Below are 20,536 nucleotides of genomic sequence, written 5' to 3'. Positions count from 1 at the left end.
GCCCGGGGGACGGCCGATACACGGCCGTGGGCGGGGAGCCGCTGCAGGGCCCCGGCGGTCACGCCCACAGGTAGAGTCCGCGCCCCGTTCGCACGACCGCCGCCAGCCACTCGAAGAACTCCTCCAGCCACGGATCCTCCGCGCCGGCGTCTCCCTCCCACAGGGACCAGCCGCACCTGTACCCGCCGGGCACGCTCCGGTTGAACGCCCTCCGGGCGGCGCCGAGCAGCTCGGCATGCCGGACGACCGCCTCCCACCGCTCGTCCTGCCCGGGCTGCGGCCGGTCCTGCGCCGCCGAGCCCGGTACGGGGCCCGGCGGCGGGACGGCCGGCACGGGCGGCAGCGCCAGCACATCCTCACGTGCTTGCAGGAAGCGCGGCTTGCGCGCCCACGCGTTGGCCCGCCCCTCGGCGGCGCGCGCCGCACCGGTCAGCTCCCGCTGGATCTCGGCCAGATCCCGCGCCATGTCCCAGGCACGCAGCCGCTCCAGGTAGTGCCGCATGCGCCCGGCCCGCACATGCTCGTACCACCCCCGCCAGCGCCCGTACGCCTCCTCGGCCTCGCGCGGCGGCAGCGTCGTCCAGGCGGCGTCGCGCCACTCGGGCGGGAACCGCGGGTTGCGTCCGACCACCATCACCCGGAAGGGCGGCCCGTCGACGAGCAGCAGCCCGCGCAGTCGCCGGTCGACGTCCCGGAACCGCCGCGCCGCCGCGTCCTCGTCCGTCCCGGCGGGACGCGGACGCGACGTCAGCCCCAGCAGGTGCGCCAGCCGCGCGTGCTCGGCCGCCAGCGACGCCACCTCCCGCGGCTCGGCCCCGTCGCGGACGGCGGCGGGCACCCAGTCCGTGCCCATCAGTCCCTGCCCATCAGTCCCTGCCCATCAGTCCCTGCCCATCAGTCCCTGCCCATCAGTCCCTGCCCATCAGTCCCTGCCCATTGCCGTCGCCACCCGGCGTTCCCGGCCGTCACCCGGCATATCCGACAATCCCCCCGTTGATGCCGTCCGCGCACCACGGTAGACGGTCGGGGGCGCGCCGCTCAGGAACGTTCCCAGCGCAGGGAGGCGAGCGCCAGCAGGGCGACGTGGAGCGAGACGCAGGACTCCACGTCGTCGAGGTCGGCGTCGAGGACGCGCTCGATGCGGCGCAGGCGCTCGTAGAAGGCGGGGCGCGACAGGTGGGCGCGCTGGGCGGCGACGGCCTTGTTGCGGCCCGAGTCGAGGTAGAGCTCCAGGATGCGGGTGAGGTCGCTGCCGCGCTGGGCGTCGTACTCCAGCAGCGGGCCCAGCTCGCGTTCGACGAAGGTCTGGACGCGAGCGTCGTCGCGCAGCAGGTGCAGCAGGCCGCGCAGCCGCAGGTCGGGCAGGCGGTAGACCAGGCGGGTGCCGGAGCCGCGCGCGGCCACGTCGGCGACCTGCTCGGCCTCCAGAAAGGAGCGGCGCACGTCGCGGACCGACTCCACCACCGAGCCCGCGGCCATGACCACCTCGCCGTCGGACTGCCTGCGGACGCGGGCGGCCACCTCGTTCAGCGCCGTCTCGACGTCGGCGCGGGCGGGCAGCGAGGCCAGCACGCCGACGCGGGCGTGCGGGCCGTCCTCGTCCAGCACGCCGACCAGGGCGGCCAGGCGGGCCTCCTTGCAGGCCGCGGCCGCCGCCTCGGCCAGCCCGGACAGGGCGCCTGCGGCCGGGCCGGCGCGGGGGCGCAGCACCACGCCCAGCAGGCGGCGGCCCGACAGCGGCACGCCGAGCGCGCGGGCGCGGGCGGCGGCCTCCTGCGGGTCGGCGTAGGAGTGGGCGAGGATCCGCGCGATGATCGTGCCGTGCGCCTGCCGCTCGACGCTCTCGGCGTGCCGGTCCAGCAGGCGGCCGAGCGCGAGAGTGGTGGCGGCGCGTTCGATCAGGACGGTCTCGCGGGGCGTGGGCGGCCGCCCGCAGGTGAGGATCAGGCGGCCCCAGTCCTCGCCGCGCGCGCCGACCATGGTGACCAGCCAGCCGGACGCCTCGTCGTAGCCGGTGCGCCCCTCGGGCCGCACCGCCCGCGAGCGCGTCTCCCAGGCCGACAGCAGCTCGGCGGGGTCGCCCGGCCCCGCGTCGGCGGCCAGCACCTGGTGCGACAGGTTCTCCAGGACGACCGGGTGCCCGCCGAGCGCGGCGGTCTGCCGGACGACCTCGTCGGTGGAGGCGCCCTCCACCGACAGCCGGGTGAAGATCTCGTGCAGCTGCTCGGAGGCGCGCAGCTCGGCCATCTGCTCCTGCAGGATGCGCGCGTGCACCGACTCGGTGATGTCGACGAACGCGGGCTCGTGCGCCAGCATCACCACCGGCAGGCCGTGCTCCTCGGCGGCGGCCAGCAGCGCCGGCGGCAGCGACCGGGCGTACCGGCGGCCCAGCTCGATCATCAGGCCGCTGACGCCGACCTCGGCCAGCTCCCCGATGTAGGCGCGCAGCCGGGCGGGCGCGTCGGGCAGCGCGATCCCGGTGGTGAGCACCAGCTCCCCGCCGTGCAGCAGGTGGGCGATATCGGTGACCTCGGCCACGTGCACCCAGCGGACCGGGTTGCCGAGCCGGTCCGCGCCCGCGACCACCCGCGGCTGTCCGCGGCGGACCGCGTCGAGCTGGAGGACATCCGCCACTGTCGGGAGCATTTGCCGGGATGATACCCGGCACCCTGTCAGCCGGTCATTACGGGATGTAAAAGACACTTGGGCGGTTGCGGCCCCGGCAGACCGTCAAGACCTGGGGGTGCCCTCCTGACAGTCTGCCGGTAGCCCCGGGCGGGACCGCGGACGAGACTGAGGACATGTCGGAACACGCGAAACTGCTGCGCCGCCACCGGGCGGTCATGCCGGACTGGCTGGCGCTCTACTACGGCAGTCCCATCGAGATCGTCGGCGGCAAGGGCAACCGCGTGACCGACGCCGAGGGCAACGGCTACCTCGACTTCTTCACCGGCATCCTCACCAACATGATCGGGTACGACGTGCCCGAGGTGCGGGAGGCGGTGGAGCGGCAGCTGGCCACGGGCGTCGTGCACACCTCCACCCTGTACCTGCTGCGCGGCCAGGTGGAGCTGGCGGAGAAGATCGCCCGGCTGTCGGGCATCCCGGACGCCAAGGTGTTCTTCACCAACTCCGGCACCGAGGCCAACGAGACCGCCCTGCTGCTGGCGGCGGCCGCGCGGCGCAGCGACCAGGTGCTGGCGATGCGGCAGTCCTACCACGGCCGCTCGTTCGGCGCCGTCGGCGTGACCGGCCTGCGCACCTGGAAGAACCTGCCGTACTCGCCGCTCAACGTGCACTTCCTGCACGGCGCCGACCGGCACCTGCCGCAGTTCGCCGGGCTGTCGGACGCCGACTACATCCGGGTGTGCGTCGAGGACCTGCGGCACGTGCTGGCCACGGCGACCGGCGGCGACGTCGCCGCGCTGATCGCCGAGCCGATCCAGGGCGTCGGCGGGTTCACCATGGCACCCGACGGGCTGTTCGCCGCCTACCAGGAGGTGCTGGGCGAGCACGGGGCCTACTTCATCTCCGACGAGGTGCAGACCGGCTGGGGCCGCACCGGCGAGACGTTCTTCGGCATCACCGCCCACGGCGTGACGCCGGACATGATGACCTTCGCCAAGGGGCTGGCCAACGGCTTGGCGGTCGGCGGCGTGGTGGCGCGGCGCGAGCTGATGGACGGCCTGGACGCCAACGGCATCTCCACGTTCGGCGGCAACCCGATCGCCATGGCCGCCGCCAACGCCACCCTCGACTACGTCCTCGACCACGATCTGCAGGCCAACGCCGCCCGCCAGGGCGCGGTGATCATCGGCGGGCTGCGCAAGGCCGCCGCGGGCCTGCCGGTGGTGCGGGACGTGCGCGGCAAGGGCCTGATGTTCGCCGTCGAGCTGGCCGACCCCGGCACCGGCGAGCCCAGCCCCCCGCTCGCCGACGAGATCTTGGAAGAGACGCGGCGGCGTGGTCTCCTGGTGGGCAAGGGGGGTCTGTACGGCAACGCCATCCGCATGGCGCCGCCGCTGACCCTCACCGACGCCGAGGCCTACGAGGGCCTCGGCATCCTGATCGACTCCCTCCGAGCTGTGAACGAGGCCGCGACAGCATGACAACGCAGACGTCCCCGAGCCCCGAGCACACCGCGTTCAAGCACGTCACGCACTGGATCGGCGGCAGGCCGTCCGCCGGCGAGGCCGAACGGCGCGGCCACATCCACGAGCCGTCCACCGGTCGGGTGTCCGGCACCGTCGACTTCGCCTCCCCGGCGGAGGTCGACGCGGCCGTCGCCGCCGCCAAGGCCGCCTTCCCAGCCTGGCGGGACGCCTCGCTGAGCGCCCGCACCCGGGTGCTGTTCCGGTTCCGCGAGCTGGTCGACGCCCACCGAGACGAACTGGCCCGGCTGATCTCGTCCGAGCACGGCAAGGTGGTCTCGGACGCGGCCGGCGAGGTGGCGCGCGGCCTGGAGGTGGTGGAGTTCGCCTGCGGCATCCCGCACCTGCTCAAGGGCGGGTTCTCGGAGAACGTGTCGACGCGGGTGGACGCCTACTCGATCCTGCAGCCGCTCGGCGTCGTCGCGGGCGTCACGCCGTTCAACTTCCCGGCCATGGTGCCGATGTGGATGTTCCCCATCGCGATCGCATGCGGCAACACCTTCGTGCTCAAGCCGTCGGAGAAGGACCCGTCGGCGTCGGTGCGGCTGGCCGAGCTGTGGGCCGAGGCCGGGCTGCCGGACGGGGTGTTCAACGTGCTGCACGGCGACCGCGTCGCGGTGGACGGCCTGCTCCACCACCCCGACGTCAAGGCCGTCAGCTTCGTGGGCTCCACCCCGGTCGCCCGGTACGTGTACGAGACCGCCGCCCGCGCCGGCAAGCGCGTGCAGGCCCTCGGCGGCGCCAAGAACCACATGGTGGTGCTGCCGGACGCCGACCTGGACCTGGCCGCCGACGCGGCGGTGTCGGCCGGGTTCGGCTCGGCGGGGGAGCGGTGCATGGCGATCTCGGTGGTGGTCGCGGTGGAACCGGTCGGCGACGAGCTGGTCGCCAAGATCCGCGAACGGGTGGCGAAGCTGACGGTCGGGCCCGGCGACGACCCCGCGTCCGACATGGGCCCGCTGGTCACCCGTGAGCACCGCGACCGCGTCGCCTCCTACCTCGACAGCGGCGTCGCCCAGGGCGCCGCCCTCGTCGTGGACGGCCGGCAGACCCCCGTGCGGGGCGGACGCGGCGAGGGCTTCTGGCTCGGCCCGACCGTCCTCGACCACGTCACGCCCGAGATGGACGCCTACCGGGACGAGATCTTCGGCCCGGTGCTGTCGGTCGTGCGCGTCCCGTCGTACCAGGCCGCCATGGACCTGCTGGCGGCCAACCCGTACGGCAACGGCACCGCGATCTTCACCAACGACGGCGGGGCGGCGCGGCGCTTCCAGAACGAGGTGGAGGTCGGCATGGTCGGCATCAACGTGCCGATTCCGGTGCCGATGGCCTACTACTCGTTCGGCGGGTGGAAGGACTCGCTGTTCGGCGACAGCCACGCCCACGGCGTGGAGGGCGTCCACTTCTACACGCGCACCAAGGCCGTCACGGCGCGGTGGCCGGATCCGAGTCACCGCGGCGTTCATCTCGGCTTCCCCGCCGGCGGCTGACCGCTGCGCAGAGCGCCGCCAGGAACAGGCCGGCGGCCAGGCAGGCGAACGGCGTGGCGGGCAGCACGTAGCGGTAGTCGAAGTCCGCCGAGGCGAGGGGGAACACCAGCAGCGTCGCCGCCGTGGCCCAGGCGAGCAGCACGGTGCGGCGCAGCCGGGGCGCCAGGAGCGTCCCGGCGGCGCCCACCACGAAGATCACGCCGAGCGCCGGTCCGGGCAGGTAGACGTTCCGCTGGTAGGCGACCATCGTGTCGGCGTGCGGCTGGACGACCCGGCTGGGCGTCGCCGTCCGCCCGTAGGTCATGGCGTCCAGCAGGGCCGAATGGCCGCCGCCCCAGCTCTTGCCCCCCGGGAAGATCTGCGGGTCGGAGGGGAAGTGGTACAGCGCCTCGGTGGCCGCGGTCGGATACGGGAAGCGTTCGGGGCTGAACGCCTTGCCCATCCCGTCGGCGACCGTGCGCAGGTAGTCGCCGGGCTGCGCCAGCACGGCGCGGATCGCGAAGTCCCGCAGCACCTTGTTGGCCTGCGGGCTGACGGTGCTTTCGTAGATCACCCGCGGGGGCGCCTCGCTGCGCCAGATCAGGTGCCCGGGGGCGTAGCCCTGCTGCTTGAGCTCCGGGGTGAGGCACAGCCCGTCCTCGTGCATGGGCGGACGGATCTTCGCGCAGTCGGCGAACACCGCCGTGCGCCCCCACAGGTACAGGCCGTCGCTGTAGGTCAGCCCGTAGCCGCCGTGCGCCGAGTGGAACCACGCCATGTACGACACGATCGGGACGGCGGCCGCCGCGCCGAACGCGGCCGCCGCCCGCAGGCCGCGCCGCCGCAGCAGCAGGCACACCAGGATGACGGGGATCAGCGGCGCCCCCGCGGAGCGGACCAGCACCGCGTACCCGAGCAGCAGCCCGGCGGGCAGCGCCAGCCACCAGGGGGGCCCGGTGCGGATCCGCCACAGCAGCAGCGTCACGCCGGCGGCGATCAGGAACGTGAACAGCGCCTCCGACATGAGCAGGTGCTCGAGCTCGATCTGGTAGGCGTCGTACAGCACCGGCAGCGTGACCAGGGTGGCGGCCCAGCCGGGCAGCCCCGCCCGCCGCAGCAGCAGGTAGATCATCACTGCCACGGCCAGCCCCATGAGGTGCTGGACGACCGCCACGGCGGTGAGGCTGTGCAGCGGCTCCATCAGGTTCAGCAGGAACGAGTACCCGAGCGTCTTGCTGGGGGAGGGATGCGGCCGCAGCGCCCGCCCCAGGTAGAAGTAGGAGTCGCCGGTGAACCAGAGCACGCCCGGGTAGCCGCGCACCGCCGTCCAGCGCAGGTACGCGCCGCCCGCGAGCGCCATCAGGAAGAACGCGTGGGTGCCGAGCCACCGCAGCATGCGGGCCCGGGCGGTGCCGGGGTCGGCGCGACGCTGGGACCGCAAATCCGGGCGAATCGCCCTCGCGGGGGTAAATATCGCAAAGGACCGCCGGGGCAGCGCCGGGCGGCCGGTCGTTTCGTTGATCACCAGAAGGCACACCGTACGGGCCGCCGGTGACGCGGGGGTGAACGGCGGATGGCGGCCGGTGGGAACCCGCCGCTCGGCGGTTCCGCAGCCTTCCGCCGGGTGCGGGTTTTGCGAAGTGAACTTTTGCCGTCCGGGCTCCGACAAATAATAGCTACACGTATTGACTGGGTCTGTGGCGGGCGACACAATCTGATCAGCCCATTTAAATGGGTGAATTCGAAAAGGGTCCTCGGTCGAAGTGCCGCCGCCCGGGAACGCCGGGGCAAAGGGAGCCGCGTGATGACTGCTGACGTGCATGCCGCCGAAGTCGACGCACTCAGCAGACGCTATCCCGGGTGGACCATCTGGTTCGGCCCGCGCACCGGACGGTGGTGGGCGCTGCCCCCGCGCGAGCGGGACGTCGGCGCCTTCGTCGAGGCCGAGACGCCGCAACGGCTCATCGCACGCATCGAGGTGATCTGCCACGCCGAGTCGTCCAGGCGGCCGGCGCCCCAGCCGGCGCCCCAAGCAGCGCTCCAGTCAGGGCAGCTCCAGTCAGGGCAATGGCCGCCCGCGCGGGCGGTAGGGCCGGTGACCGGGCACGGTCCCCGGCCGTCCGACGACCCCCGGCCGGACCCGCGACGCCCCTCGAATCTGCTGCGTCTCGAGGGCGGCACCCCGTCGCCGCTCCGCCGGGTGCCGGCGATGGCGTGGCCGGGCGGCACCGTGCGGTGATCCGCCGCTCCCCCGCCCCGCCGCGTCCGCCGGCGCCGCCGCGGCTCCGGGAAGGGCAGTAGCCCGCGCCATATCCCTCTCCGGCAACCTCCGTGTATGGCGCGGTCACCGGCACCCGCTGCCCGCCCCGGGCCGCGGCGGGCTCCCCCTCCCGCGCGAATCATTTCCCGCGCCGCCGGAAAACGGCGTGCCGGTGCGACCGGAATCGGCGAAGCGGGGTATGTGAAACGGGCCGTTCGCCTCGCTGGATTATTCGGCGTCCATTCTTGCGGACCGGGGGAACGGCCGCGCCCGGCGGCATCGGGTTCCGTTCGAACGGCGCGGCGCGTCCTCGTGCGCGCGCCGCCGTACTCGTGAACGGGGACGGGCCTGATCCTGCGGCCGGAGACGCTACGCTGCGCCGATGGGGCGGGCCGGCGCCGGGGACGGGCGGCCCGCGGGGAGCCGGGGGCCCGCCGACCGCGGCGGACACGACACGCGACTCGGGAGCGACATGGGGCTGAGGGCCAAGGTGCTGGCCTCGGGAGTGGCCGCGGTTCTGGCCGCGGCGCTGGGCGCCTGCAGCGGCGGCGAGGAGAAGCCGGTCGGCACGGTGGGGGTGGCGAGCACCCTCGGGCCGGGGGAGGGCGCCCTCAACCTCGTGACCCTGCCCGGCTACATCGAGAACGGCGGCAGCGACCCGCGCGTCGACTGGGTGACGCCGTTCCAGGAGCGCACCGGCTGCAAGGTCAGCCTGAAGGTGGTCGCCTCGGCCGAGGACATGGCCGAGGTGATGCAGATGAAGTCCCGCCGGTACGACGGCGTGGCCGCGCCGCCCGAGGTGGCCGGGCGGCTCATCGACAGCAAGGACGTCGCGCCGGTCAACACCGGCCTCGTCGACAACTACCGCAAGCTGGAGCCGCGGCTGCGCAACCTGCTCAAGCGCGACAAGACCGTCTACGGGGTGCCGTACGTGTGGGGCTCCAACCTGCTGATGTACGACACGCGGTCGGCCCAGCCCGCCCCGTCGAGCTGGGCGGCGCTGTTCGACCCCGCGCAGGCCCGCCGGTACTCCGGGCGCCTGGTCATGCGCGACAGCCCGCTGGCCATCGCCGAGGCCGCGCTCTACCTGCGCGGCACAGACCGCGACCTGGGCATCGACGACCCGTACTCGCTGACCCGCGAGCAGCTGGAGGCCGCCAAGCGCGTGCTGGCCCGGCAGCGTCCCCACGTGAAGATGTACTGGGAGCTGCCGGCCGACTCGGTCAGCGCGTTCGCCGGGGGCGAGGCGGCCGTGGGGCAGGTGTGGCCGTACCAGGTGGACGTGCTGAGCCGGGCGGGCAAGTCCGTGCGGGGCGTCGCCCCCTCCGAGGGGGTGACGGGGTGGATGAACGCCTGGATGATCGGCGCGCGCGCCGAGCACCCCAACTGCATGTACCAGTGGCTGCAGTGGACGGCCACGCCCGACGTGCAGCAGCAGATCGCCGAGTGGTCCGGGGTCGCGCCCGCCAACCCGCAGGCGTGCGACGGCGACCGGCTGAGGGCAGCGTTCTGCAACGCCTACCACGTGGGCGACCGCGACTACCTCGACAAGGTCATCTTCGCGCACACGCCGTCCAGGCAGTGCGGCACGTCCGGCGGCGCCGAGGGGCGGCGCGACTGCACCGACTACGCCGAGTGGACCGAGGCGTGGTTCGAGGCCACCAAGGGCGGCAAACGCGTCCCGTGAGTCGGGGAAAGGGCTCTCCGGCGCGCCCGACCGCCCCCAGTCGGGCGCGCCTTACGGGTGGTCCCGGGCGTCCCCCCGAAAGCCCGGGTCACCCTCCTCCATGAGAGACCTCCGTGACGGCGGTCTACGTGATGACCGCAGTCCGCGCCGGCTCCGGTTCACGGACCGGAATCCCGGCGTTCGCGCCCGGCTCCCGGTCCCCCCTGCGGGGGCGAGGTACAGGACGGATGGCCGGCGCGCACTCGTCGCACGCGAACACGCCCTGGCCTTCGGGCAGGCGGCCGACCCGGACGCGCGGTCTCGGCCACTTCTTGTGGCAGACGACGCAGGCGTCCCCGTCGCGTTGCGCGGCGGTCAGCACGCCGGGGTCGAACGTCAGCTCGCCCATACGGCCCATCCCTGTCTCCCGTGACGGGTGCCGATGCACGCTTACCTTTATAGGCGGGCCAGTGTGATGTATCAGTTACCGTCGGTGAAAAGCCGGGCAAAGTTCGGTCCCGGGCGCAAGGGGCCGCGCCGGAGCGGCCGCGTGATGCGATCGGCGGGGGCTTTCCCGACCAAAGGTAGAAATCGGGAGAAATATCACCTTTCAATCGGGGTGCCTGCTTTGCCCGGCGTTGTACGAGTCGGACATACAAAGGAGACATGCGCGTCACCGCCCCGCCCAGGCGTGCACGGAACGGGCGGCACTGGCCCCGTTCGCTTCGTGCCCGGGTGACTCTTGCGGCGGTGGGACTGATCGGCGCGGTGCTGCTGATCGTGGGCGTCGCCACCATCGTGGCGGCGCAGTACCTGATCACCTCGCATCTGACCGCCCGCGCCGCCCGCGCCGCCCAGCACACCGCGGCGGCGTACCGACACGGGGCCGCGACCGGGGTGCTGCCCGCACGCGACGGCGTGGCCCTGCTCCAGGTGGTGTCCACCGGCCGCGACCCGCGGGTGCTGGCGGCCAGCGCGCCGCTGCAGGGCAAGGCGCCCCTCAGCCACGCCCTGCCCGCCTCGGGGAAGGACCGCGTCGACACCCGCAGCTGCGGCGATCCGGCGTGGCATTCGGACTGCCTGAACATCGTCGGCTACCGGACGACGGTGCCGGGGCACGGCACCGTCGCGGTGTACGGGGCCGTTCCCGGGCCGTGGGCGCTGGGCAGCCCCGTCCCGGCGCTGACCGTGGCCGGGCTGTGCATCGTCGTGGTCGTCGTGGCCGCCGGGGTGACCTGGCGCGCCGTGGGCCGCACGCTGCGCCCGGTCGCGCAGCTGGAGACCGCCATGTCCGAGATCACCAGCACCGACCTCAGCCGCCGCATGCCGGTGCCCGACAGCCCCGACGAGGTGGCGCGGCTGGCCGCCACGCTGAACGCCACGCTGGACCGCCTGCAGCGGTCGGGCGAGCAGCAGCGCCGGTTCGTCGCCGACGCCTCGCACGAGCTGCGCACCCCGCTGACCGCCCTGCGCACCCGCGTCGAGCTGGCGCTGAGCGCCCCCGAGGAGACCGACCCGATGGAGACGCTGCGCGAGTGCCTGGACGACGCCGAGCGGCTGCACCACGTCGTCGAGGACATGCTGGCGCTGGCCCGGCTGGACGCCGGCGTCGAGCCCGCCCGCATCCCGCTGGATCTGAGCCGGCTGGTGGAGAGCGAGCTGGCCCAGTGGTCGTCCCGGCTGCCGGTCTCCGCCCGCGTCGACCCGGGCGTGGCGGTGGCGGGCAACCGGCTGCAGCTCGCCCGACTGCTGGTCAACCTGCTGTCCAACGCCGACCGGTACGCCGCCGGCCACGTCGAGGTGGTGGTGCGGCCCGAGGGCGAGGAAGCGGTGGTGGAGGTCTGCGACGACGGCCCCGGCATCCCGTCCGCCGACCGGGAACGGGTGTTCCAGCGTTTCACGCGGTTGGACGCCGCGCGCAGCCGCACGGCCGGCGGCACCGGGCTGGGCCTGACGATCGCGCGGGACATCGCCCTGGCGCACGGCGGGAGCCTGCACGTCGCCGACAGCCTGCGAGGCGCCCGGCTGCTGCTGCGCCTGCCCCTGCTGCGCGACGCGGACCGCCTCGCCTCGCCGCCGTCGCCGGACGGGTCCGGTTCGCAGGCGCCGTCCGGTGCGCCCCGGCCGGTCGCCGCCCAGAGCCCGCAGCCGACGAGGTCGGCGGCGTGCCGGCCGCACGGGCCCGGCGAGCGCTCCTAGACCGGCCCTGCGCGCCCCACGGGCCGGACGGGCCCGGGCGGTGAAAGACCCGGCGGCCGGTGCGCGGGGGGAGACACCGGCCGCCGGGCCGCGGGAGGATGCCGGTCCCGGCCGACCGCGCGGGCCTTACGAGGACTGCGCCGTTTCGTAGAGGTCCTGCGCGTCCGCGCCGAAGTACGGGCCGAACATGTGGGTCGGCAGGAAGTTGTACTTGAAGCTGTTGACCGAGTTCTGGATGCCGGTGCCGGTGGACTCGTCGAAGCTGATGAACCACGGACCGCCGCTGGACCCGCCGGTCATGTCGCAGGCCAGGCCGTGGTCGTCGGTCAGCAAGAAGTCGTCGATGGACGGGCCGCTGCAGTAGATGAGCTCGGACCCGTCGTAGGGGTCGGCCGCCGGGTAGCCGAAGGCGTGCATGTCCTGCCCGCGCGGCTGGTTGAACGCGATGCCCTGGCCGCCCACGACGTCGACGAGCTTGCGGCCGTCCAGCTCGTTCACCACGGCCGCGCCCACGTCGTAGTTGAGGTCCTCGCTGGCCGTCCACTGGGGGGTGGCGAGCGTCTTGCCGGCGGTCCACGTGCCGTAGGGGCGCGCGCCGTTGTCGTAGCCCGGCACGAACACCCAGTTGGTGTGCCAGGCCCCGTCCAGCTTGACGCAGTGCCCGGCGGTGATGATGGTGCTCTTGTTGTCGCTCGTCACCGCGTCCCCGGAGCACGAGGCGGTACGGCCCTGATAAGTGAAGAACACTCGTCCCGCCGTGTGCGTCACCTTGCCGCCCCCGGTCCAGGGGCTGCCGGTGTTGGGGATGGAGAAGGAGGGCGGCAGCACCTTGGCCAACCCGCGCCGCACCTGATCCAGGGTCTTCTTGTACTTGGGCTTGAACAGCTTCTCCATGGGGACGGCCGACCGCATGCGTTCGGTCGTCCAGAACCGCAGCACGCGCTGTTGCTCCGAGTCGTCGGGCGCCTGCATCCGGGTCACCGGGCCGGGGGAGGACGGCGGCAGGGGAGCGGCGGGGGCGGATGCGTTCGCGGGGACGGTCAGCAGGGGAACCAGCGCAACACCGCCCACCGCGGCCATGGCCGCGTTGCGCAGAAGGCGTTTCATGTGGTCTCCGGAGATCGGGGGGAGACGGGGGTGAAAGGGTCGGGAGAGAGGTGTACGCCTGTGAGCGGACGGTAGTTTCGCGCTCAATGTCCGACTAGTGGCATAACTTCACAAATGCCGGGCGTTGGATCGGTGTTTTTGCGCGTCACCGCATTTCAGCCCGGGGCCGCCGGCGGCCGCGCACGGGGCCGTCCGCCGATGGCCGACAATGGACGGGTGACCGCAGACCAGAACGCCGCCCCCGCCCCGGCCGACGGGCCCGCCGGGGGCGCCCCCGGCGCGCGCGACGTCGTCGTGCTCGGCTCCACCGGTTCCATCGGCACGCAGGCCCTGGACGTGATCCGACGCAACCCCGGCCGCTTCCGGGTGGCCGGGCTGGCCGCCGGCGGCGGCCGCGTCGACCTGCTGGCCCGGCAGGCCCTGGAGTTCCGGCCCGAGGTCGTCGCGGTGGCCCGCGCATCCGCCGCCCAGGACCTGCAGCTGGCGTTCTACGCCGAGGCCAAGCGGCACGGTTACGCCGCCGGCGACTACGCCATCCCCAAGATCGTGGCGGGCCCGGAGGCCGTCGCCGAGGCGGCGGCGTGGCCGTGCGACGTGGTGCTCAACGGGGTGACCGGCGCGCTCGGCCTGTCCTCCACCCTGGCCGCGCTGGACGCGGGCCGCACCCTCGCGCTGGCCAACAAGGAGTCGCTGATCGTCGGCGGCCCGCTGGTCGCCGAGCGCGCCCGGCCGGGGCAGATCGTCCCGGTCGACTCCGAGCACTCCGCGCTGGCCCAGTGCCTGCGCGGCGGCCGCGCCGCCGAGGTCCGCCGGCTGGTGCTGACCGCCAGCGGCGGGCCGTTCCGCGGCCGCTCCCGCGCCGAGCTGACCGACGTCACCCCCGAACAGGCGCTCGACCACCCCACCTGGGACATGGGCCCGGTCGTCACGATCAATTCCGCCACCCTGGTCAACAAGGGCCTGGAGGTCATCGAGGCGCACCTGCTGTTCGACGTCCCGATGGACCGCATCGAGGTCATGGTGCACCCGCAGTCGGTGATCCACTCGATGGTGGAGTTCACCGACGGCTCGACGCTGGCCCAGGCGAGCCCGCCCGACATGCGCCTGCCCATCGCGCTCGGCCTGAACTGGCCGGATCGCGTCCCGGACGCCGCCCCCGCCCTCGACTGGACCCGCGCCCACACCTGGGAGCTGTTCCCCCTCGACGACGAGGCGTTCCCGGCCGTGGCGCTGGCCCGCCACGTGGGGGAGCGCGGCGGCACCGCCCCGGCCGTCTACAACGCGGCCAACGAGGAGTGCGTGGAGGCGTTCCGCGCGGGCCGCCTGCCGTTCCTCGGGATCGTCGACACCGTCGCGCGGGTGGTGCACGAGCACGACTCGGGCGGGCCGCAGGGCCGGCTTACGCTGGACGACGTGCTGGCCGCCGACGCGTGGGCGCGGACGAGGGCGCGCGAGCTGACCGCCCGCGAGGGCTGACGGGCGCTCCATGGCGGATCCTCGCCGACCCGCTGCGGCCGCCGCGGTGGCGCGGAACGTCCGCAATCGGTCACCCAAAGTATCGGATCGGTCATGACATCGCCGCGCACCGGGCATTCGCCGCCCGGTCGAGCCTTATCCATCCGCCCGTGCCGCCTAGGGTAGGAGGGCGAGGTAAAGGAGAGGGATGAGCGTTTCACTCGGTATTCCGACGGTCCGCGGCGACGAACCGCGCCGGCTGGCTCCGCGCCGCAAGTCGCGGCAGATCATGGTGGGGGACGTGCCGGTCGGCGGCGACGCGCCGGTGTCGGTCCAGTCGATGACCACGACCGTGACCGCCGACGTCAACGCCACGCTGCAGCAGATCGCCGAGCTGACCGCGGCCGGCTGCCAGATCGTGCGGGTCGCGGTGCCGTCGCAGGACGACGCCGACGCGCTGCCCGCCATCGCCCGCAAGTCCGCCATCCCGGTCATCGCCGACATCCACTTCCAGCCCAAGTACGTGTTCGCCGCCATCGAGGCGGGCTGCGCCGCGGTCCGCGTCAACCCCGGCAACATCAAGAAGTTCGACGACAAGGTCGGCGAGATCGCCCGGGCGGCCAAGGACGCCGGGGTGCCGATCCGGATCGGCGTCAACGCCGGCTCCCTCGACAAGCGGCTGCTGGCCAAGCACGGCAAGGCCACGCCCGAGGCCCTCGTGGAGTCGGCGCTGTGGGAGTGCTCGCTGTTCGAGGAGCACGACTTCCGCGACATCAAGATCTCGGTCAAGCACAACGACCCCGTGGTGATGGTCGAGGCGTACCGCCTGCTGGCCGAGCGCTGCGACTACCCCCTGCACCTGGGCGTCACCGAGGCCGGGCCCGCCTTCCAGGGCACCGTCAAGTCCGCGGTCGCCTTCGGCGCGCTGCTGTCGCAGGGCATCGGCGACACCATCCGCGTGTCGCTGTCGGCGCCTCCGGTCGAGGAGGTCAAGGTCGGCACCGCCATCCTGGAGGCGCTCGGCCTGCGCGAGCGCGGCCTGGAGATCGTCTCCTGCCCGTCCTGCGGCCGCGCCCAGGTGGACGTCTACAAGCTCGCCGAGGAGGTCACCGCCGGCCTGAAGGACTTCCCCGTCCCGCTGCGCGTGGCCGTCATGGGCTGCGTGGTGAACGGCCCCGGCGAGGCCCGCGAGGCCGACCTCGGCGTGGCCTCCGGCAACGGCAAGGGCCAGATCTTCGTCAAGGGCGAGGTCATCAAGACCGTCCCCGAGTCGCAGATCGTCGAGACCCTGATCGCAGAGGCCATGCGCCTCGCCGAGGAGATGGGCGTCGACATCGACGAGGACGGCTCGGCCTCCCCGCAGGTGACCGTCCACTGACGTCCGCGCGGGCGTCCCACGCGCCCGCGCACACCCCCTCCGGGCGGCCCGGGCACCTCGCCGCCGGGCCGCCGCCCGCTCCGTCCCGGGCCGCCGGCCCTCTCGCGCCGGGCCGCCGGCCCTCTCGCGCCGGGCCGCCCGCCCGGTTTCGTGCGCCCCTCGGCGGGCTCGCACTGCTTCCCTTCCGCGCCCCGGTCTGCACCCTGGACGCCTGCTCTTGGGCGCGCTGGCCGCGCAAGGCGGTGGTTTGCGGAGTTTTCGGGCTTCGTCACGATTGTGCATCACTCGCTGTCGGCTCTCCCGCCGCAGGTGTCTGCATCGTCAAGATTTCTCCGTTGTTCCGCTCGGCGGGCTCCGCCGGGAGCCCGCGCGGACCGAGGGAGGATCCGTGAGGAGACTCGTACCGATCACCGCGGCGGCGCATGCCCCCGCCACCGACGACGACCACGCGTTGATCCGCTGAAGCGTCAGGGCCCCGTTCCCCGCGCCGGAACGGGGCTCTGTTCTGCCGACCGGACCGATCCCGAGGGGGTTCGTTGAGAAGGCTCGTAGTGATCATGTCCGCCGCGGCGCTCGGCATCTGCGGCACCGCGGCCGCCGCCGGCGCCGCAACGGCGTCCCCGGCGGCCGCGCGCCCCGCCGCCGGCGCCCTGGAGTGGGGCGCGTGCCCCACCGACGTGACCGGCGGCTCGTACCTGAGCAACGCCGAGTGCGCCCAGCTGCAGGTGCCGCTCGACCATGCCAAGCCGAACGGCCGCAAGATCTCGATCGCGGTGTCCCGGGTGAAGGCCACCGACACGGCGCACTACCAGGGCGTCCTGCTCGCCAACCCGGGCGGTCCCGGCAGTGCCGGGCTGTACCTGGCGGGCGGGCTGGCCGCCTGGCTGCCCCAGGAGGTCGCCGCCAAGTACGACATCATCGGGTTCGACCCGCGCGGCGTGGAGTCCAGCAAGCCGGCGCTGAGCTGCGTGCCGGACTACTCCGACCCGGTGCGGCCCGACTACGTGCCGTCCAACGCCAAGGAGGAGCGGGTCTGGCTGGCGCGCTCGAAGAAGTACGCCGAGGCGTGCGGTGAGAAGTACGGCTGGCTGCTGCCGCACATGCGCACCACCGACGCGGCCCGCGACATCGACGCGATCCGCAGGGCGCTGGGCGCCGACAAGATCAGCTACTACGGCTTCTCCTACGGCACCTACCTGGGCGCGACGTACGCGTCGCTGTTCCCCCGCAACGTCAAGCGGATGGTGTGGGACGGCAACGTGGACGTCCGCAACGTCTGGTACGAGGCCCAGCTCAAGCAGAACGAGGCCTTCGAGCGCAACATGAAGCTCTGGTGGGCGTGGACGGCCGAGTACGACTCGCTCTACCACCTCGGCGCGACCGCCAAGGAGGTCGAGGCGACGTACTACCGGATCCGGGCGCAGGCCAAGAAGTCCCCGATCGGCGGCAAGGTCGGCCCGTCCGAGCTGGACGACATCGTGCTCAGTGCCGCCTACAACACCGTCTTCTACACCTACTTCGCCGAGGCGCTGTCGGCGTGGGCGGTGAACAAGGACGCCGGGCCGCTGCTGGGCTGGGTCAGCGAGGGCGGCGGCGACAACGGGTTCGCCGTCTACAACGCCGTGCAGGCCGTGGACGCCCCCTGGCCGTCGAAGTGGAAGACCTGGCACGACGACGCCGTCCGCCAGTACCGCAGCGGCATCCGCTTCAACTCCTGGTCCAACACCTGGTTCAACGCGCCGATCCACTTCTGGCCCGCCGAGAGCGGACGCGCGTTCAAGGTCGGCGACAAGGCCGGGAAGGTGCCCCCGTTCCTGCTGGTGCAGTCCACGCTGGACGCGGCCACCCCGTACCCGGGCGGCGAGCAGATGCGCAAGCTGTTCCCCACCGCGCGGCTCATCGCCGAGGAGGGCGGCAAGACGCACGCCAACACCCTCAACGGCAACGCCTGCCTGGACGACCGGGTCGCGGCGTACCTGAACGCGGGAACGCTGCCCGCACGCAAGCCTGGCCGGGGCGCGGACGTCACCTGCCAGGCCGACCCCAGGCTGAACGACCCGAACCCCTACACGCTCAAGTCCGCGACGGCGCCCAAGGGCAAGGACGTGCTGATCGGCCGTCCCTGACCCCGGACCGGTCCCGGCCGGACTTCGCAGCGGCGGCGCCCGCGGACCGCACCGCCGGTCCGCGGGCGTCGGCTTTGCCGGAGTATCGAGCGGAATCGCGCTGATCACGGCGCTCCCGGACAGCGACGCGTCCGCCCGGTAGACAACGAAGGGTGCTCACTGTCTTCTCTGCTGGCGGGGCGCCGGTCGGCGGAACCGGAAAGGGCGCCGCCGCGGCGGCGGCCTCGGCCCTCGCCCTCACCCTGCTCGCGCCGCTTCCGGCGGCCGCCTCCACCGTCCGGCCGCCGCGCCTGTCCTGGCGCCCCTGCCCGGCCAACGACCCGGTCGAGAAGACCGCGCTGCGGGGCATGGAGTGCGCCACGCTGGCCGTCCCGCTCGACCACTCCCGGCCCCGCGGCAGGAAGATCAGGCTCGCGCTGTCCCGGATCCGGCACACCGCCCGCACCTACCAGGGCGTGGTGCTGCTCAACCGCGGCGGGCCCGGTGCGCACGCCCGCGACCTGCCGCGCTTCGTCACCGGCAACCTCGACAAGAAGGTCGCCGCGCAGTACGACTGGATCGGCCTGGACCCGCGCGGCGTGGGCGGCAGCAAGCCCGCGCTCGTCTGCGACCGCACGTACCAGGACCCGGGGCGGCCCCGCGCGCCCTACGTGCCGCGCAGCGCCGCCGAGGAGCGCGCCTGGAAGAACCGGGCCCGCCGCTTCGCCGCCGACTGCGCCCGCCGCTACGGCTCGATCCTGCCGTACATGCGCACGGTGGACTCGGCCCGCGACATCGACTACGTCCGCGCCGCCCTGCGCCAGAAGAAGGTCACCTACTTCGCCTACTCGTACGGCACGTACCTGGGCGCGGTGTACGCGACGATGTACCCGCACCGGGTGCGGCGCATGGTGCTCGACAGCGTGATCAGGCCGAGCGCCGTTTGGTACCCCAGCAACCTGTACCAGAACGTCGTGTTCGAGCGCCGCATCCGCTCCTACTTCGCGTGGATCGCCCGCCACCACCGGACGTACAAGCTGGGACGCACCCGCCGGGCCGTGGCCCGCTCCTACGCCAAGGTGCACAGGGCGGTCACCCGCAAACCCGTCAACGGCCGCCTCGGCCCGTCCGAACTGGACGATGTGTTCCTCAACGACGGCTACAACGACCGCACCTGGCCGTCGCACGCGCGCGCCCTGTCGGCCTACCTCGTGCGGCGCGACCCCAAGCCGCTGGGCAGGCTCTACCGCAGGCCGACCTGGCTGGACCAGAACAACTACACCGTCTACAACGCGGTGGAGTGCCGCGACGCGGCATGGCCCCGCAACTGGGCCCGCTGGCACGACGACGCCTGGCGGCTGTACCGCAAGGGTTACCGTTTCGAAACTTGGAGTAACACCTGGTACAACGCTCCGTGCGCCTTCTGGCGGGTGCCGGGGGGATCGAAACCCGCCGTCCGAAACCGGCGCGGCCTGCCCCCGATCCTGCTGGTCGCCGGCACCGCGGACGCCGCCACCCCGTACCCGGGCGCGCTGGAGACGCACCGGCTGTTCCCGCGCTCCCGGCTGATCACGCAGCTCCGCGGCGGGAACCACGGCGTCACCTTCAGCGGGGACCGGTGCGTGGACCGGGCCGTGGCCGCCTACCTCGCCACCGGCGCGCTGCCGCCGTCGCGCAAGGGCTCGGACCTGGCGTGCTCCGCTCCGCCGCCGCCCAAGGCCGGCTCCGGTCGGCGGGACCGCCGCACCGGCACCGCCGCGGAGGCCGCGGAAGGGGAACCTGTTGCCGCGACAGGGCGGTGAACGTCATAGGCTTGTTACGTGGTGCTGACGAACGTGGCCCATCTGTGGCGGCCACTGCCCTCAGGGGGCCGGTAACGCCATGCGCATGCTGGGGTCGCTGCCGGTGCGGGTCCTCGACGACCGCCACCGCGACGAGGTGCTGGCCATTCTCGACGCCGACCCGGTGGCCAACGTCTTCGTCAGCTCCCGCGTGCACGCCTCCGGGCTCGACCCCGGCCGACTCGGCGCGCAGATGTGGGGCTACCTGAGGGACGGACGCCCGACGGCGCTGTGCTACTCGGGCGCCAACCTCATCCCCGTCAACGCCGACTCCGCCGCGGTGCGGGCGTTCGCCGAACGCGCCCGCGCCCAGGGCCGCCGCTGCTCGTCCATCGTCGGCCCGATCGACGCGGTCGCCGAGATGTGGGAGATCCTCGAACCGTATTGGGGGCCGCCCCGGGCGATCCGCTCCGTCCAGCCGGTCATGTCGACCTCCACGATGCCGCCGGTGCCCGCCGACCCGCATGTGCGGCGGGTGCGCATGGACGACTTCGACATCGTCTACCCCGCCTGCGTGGCGATGTTCACCGAGGAGGTGGGCGTCTCCCCGCACGCCGGGGACGGCGGGGTGCTCTACCGCGCGCGGGTCGCCGAGCTGATCCGGGCGGGCCGCGCGTTCGCCCGCATCGAGGACGGCCGGGTCATGTTCAAGGCCGAGGTGGGCGCCGTCACCCCGCACGTGTGCCAGGTGCAGGGCGTGTGGGTGCCGCCCGACCTGCGCGGGCGCGGCCTGTCGGTGGGCGGCATGGCGGCGCTGGTGGAGGAGTGCCTGCGCACCGTCGCGCCGACCGTGTCGCTGTACGTCAACGACTACAACGCGCGGGCGCGCGCCGCGTACCGGCGTGTCGGGTTTGTGGAGGTCGGCACGTTCATGTCGATTCTTTTCTGAGCGGGACGCACCGGCC

General features: G+C 73.2%; 13 protein-coding genes. 9 read left to right on the top strand and 4 right to left on the bottom strand.

Going from position 1 to position 20,536, the window contains the following annotated elements; translation table 11 throughout:
* Positions 1-58: 58 nt before the first annotated feature.
* A complete protein-coding gene (locus QSK22_RS07325; protein WP_285493228.1) occupies positions 59-853 on the bottom strand; it encodes a hypothetical protein in 795 nt (264 codons plus the stop codon).
* A gap of 185 nt (positions 854-1,038) precedes the next feature.
* Positions 1,039-2,646, bottom strand: a complete 1,608-nt coding sequence (locus tag QSK22_RS07320; protein WP_285493227.1) for a PucR family transcriptional regulator — start codon at positions 2,644-2,646, stop codon at positions 1,039-1,041.
* A gap of 155 nt (positions 2,647-2,801) precedes the next feature.
* Here QSK22_RS07320 and QSK22_RS07315 point away from each other — a divergent pair, with 155 nt between their 5' ends.
* Together QSK22_RS07315 and QSK22_RS07310 are read left to right on the top strand one after the other, a co-directional pair.
* Entirely contained in the window at positions 2,802-4,109 is a 1,308-nt protein-coding gene (locus tag QSK22_RS07315) for an aspartate aminotransferase family protein (protein ID WP_285493226.1), read from the top strand.
* Positions 4,106-5,641 carry a CoA-acylating methylmalonate-semialdehyde dehydrogenase gene (locus tag QSK22_RS07310; RefSeq protein ID WP_285493225.1) on the top strand — a complete coding sequence of 512 codons (1,536 nt, stop codon included), beginning with the start codon at positions 4,106-4,108 and terminating at the stop codon, positions 5,639-5,641. Before QSK22_RS07315 ends, QSK22_RS07310 begins: the two co-directional genes overlap by 4 nt.
* On the opposite strand, the gene QSK22_RS07305 is transcribed toward QSK22_RS07310, so the two are convergent.
* Positions 5,577-7,061, bottom strand: coding sequence for a phospholipid carrier-dependent glycosyltransferase (locus QSK22_RS07305; RefSeq protein ID WP_285493224.1), 1,485 nt, complete (start codon positions 7,059-7,061; stop codon positions 5,577-5,579). The genes QSK22_RS07310 and QSK22_RS07305 overlap by 65 nt on opposite strands.
* Before the next feature lie 1,291 nt (positions 7,062-8,352).
* Between QSK22_RS07305 and QSK22_RS07300 the strand changes: the two genes are divergently transcribed.
* The gene (locus QSK22_RS07300; protein ID WP_285493223.1) at positions 8,353-9,567 is read left to right on the top strand and encodes an ABC transporter substrate-binding protein; all 1,215 of its coding nucleotides are present in this window, start codon (positions 8,353-8,355) and stop codon (positions 9,565-9,567) included.
* Between the two features lie 729 nt (positions 9,568-10,296).
* The gene (locus QSK22_RS07290) at positions 10,297-11,745 is read left to right on the top strand and encodes a HAMP domain-containing sensor histidine kinase (RefSeq protein ID WP_285493221.1); all 1,449 of its coding nucleotides are present in this window, start codon (positions 10,297-10,299) and stop codon (positions 11,743-11,745) included.
* Between the two features lie 126 nt (positions 11,746-11,871).
* On the opposite strand, the gene QSK22_RS07285 is transcribed toward QSK22_RS07290, so the two are convergent.
* The gene (locus QSK22_RS07285; protein ID WP_285493220.1) at positions 11,872-12,852 is read right to left on the bottom strand and encodes a trypsin-like serine peptidase; all 981 of its coding nucleotides are present in this window, start codon (positions 12,850-12,852) and stop codon (positions 11,872-11,874) included.
* A 198-nt stretch (positions 12,853-13,050) separates the two neighbouring features.
* Here QSK22_RS07285 and dxr point away from each other — a divergent pair, with 198 nt between their 5' ends.
* The 5 genes from dxr (at position 13,051) to QSK22_RS07260 (ending at position 20,520) form a co-directional block, all read left to right on the top strand.
* Positions 13,051-14,328 (top strand): 1-deoxy-D-xylulose-5-phosphate reductoisomerase, encoded by a 1,278-nt coding sequence (dxr, locus tag QSK22_RS07280; protein ID WP_502872285.1) that lies wholly within the window; start codon positions 13,051-13,053, stop codon positions 14,326-14,328.
* A gap of 187 nt (positions 14,329-14,515) precedes the next feature.
* Positions 14,516-15,685 (top strand): flavodoxin-dependent (E)-4-hydroxy-3-methylbut-2-enyl-diphosphate synthase, encoded by a 1,170-nt coding sequence (gene ispG / locus QSK22_RS07275; RefSeq protein ID WP_285493219.1) that lies wholly within the window; start codon positions 14,516-14,518, stop codon positions 15,683-15,685.
* A gap of 536 nt (positions 15,686-16,221) precedes the next feature.
* Complete coding sequence (locus QSK22_RS07270; RefSeq protein WP_285493218.1) at positions 16,222-17,811, top strand: alpha/beta hydrolase; 1,590 nt, start codon at positions 16,222-16,224, stop codon at positions 17,809-17,811.
* Positions 17,812-17,963: 152 nt separating this feature from the next.
* Complete coding sequence (locus tag QSK22_RS07265) at positions 17,964-19,592, top strand: alpha/beta hydrolase (RefSeq protein ID WP_285493217.1); 1,629 nt, start codon at positions 17,964-17,966, stop codon at positions 19,590-19,592.
* A gap of 85 nt (positions 19,593-19,677) precedes the next feature.
* Complete coding sequence (locus tag QSK22_RS07260; RefSeq protein WP_285493216.1) at positions 19,678-20,520, top strand: GNAT family N-acetyltransferase; 843 nt, start codon at positions 19,678-19,680, stop codon at positions 20,518-20,520.
* Positions 20,521-20,536: the final 16 nt, after the last annotated feature.

The sequence above is a fragment of the Actinomadura sp. NBRC 104425 genome (genome assembly GCF_030269545.1).
In the GTDB taxonomy this organism is placed as follows: Bacteria; Actinomycetota; Actinomycetes; order Streptosporangiales; family Streptosporangiaceae; genus Spirillospora; species Spirillospora keratinilytica.
This window is presented reverse-complemented; position numbering and strand designations above follow the sequence as displayed.

Bases quoted from the DNA above. Each gene is read 5' to 3' on its own strand.
- dxr (WP_502872285.1), top strand. From the start codon at position 13,051: ATGGCCGACAATGGACGGGTGACCGCAGACCAGAACGCCGCCCCCGCC.
- QSK22_RS07320 (WP_285493227.1), bottom strand. From the start codon at position 2,646: ATGCTCCCGACAGTGGCGGATGTCCTCCAGCTCGACGCGGTCCGCCGC.
- QSK22_RS07260 (WP_285493216.1), top strand. From the start codon at position 19,678: ATGCTGGGGTCGCTGCCGGTGCGGGTCCTCGACGACCGCCACCGCGAC.
- QSK22_RS07310 (WP_285493225.1), top strand. From the start codon at position 4,106: ATGACAACGCAGACGTCCCCGAGCCCCGAGCACACCGCGTTCAAGCAC.
- QSK22_RS07325 (WP_285493228.1), bottom strand. From the start codon at position 853: ATGGGCACGGACTGGGTGCCCGCCGCCGTCCGCGACGGGGCCGAGCCG.
- QSK22_RS07285 (WP_285493220.1), bottom strand. From the start codon at position 12,852: ATGAAACGCCTTCTGCGCAACGCGGCCATGGCCGCGGTGGGCGGTGTT.
- QSK22_RS07315 (WP_285493226.1), top strand. From the start codon at position 2,802: ATGTCGGAACACGCGAAACTGCTGCGCCGCCACCGGGCGGTCATGCCG.
- ispG (WP_285493219.1), top strand. From the start codon at position 14,516: ATGAGCGTTTCACTCGGTATTCCGACGGTCCGCGGCGACGAACCGCGC.
- QSK22_RS07300 (WP_285493223.1), top strand. From the start codon at position 8,353: ATGGGGCTGAGGGCCAAGGTGCTGGCCTCGGGAGTGGCCGCGGTTCTG.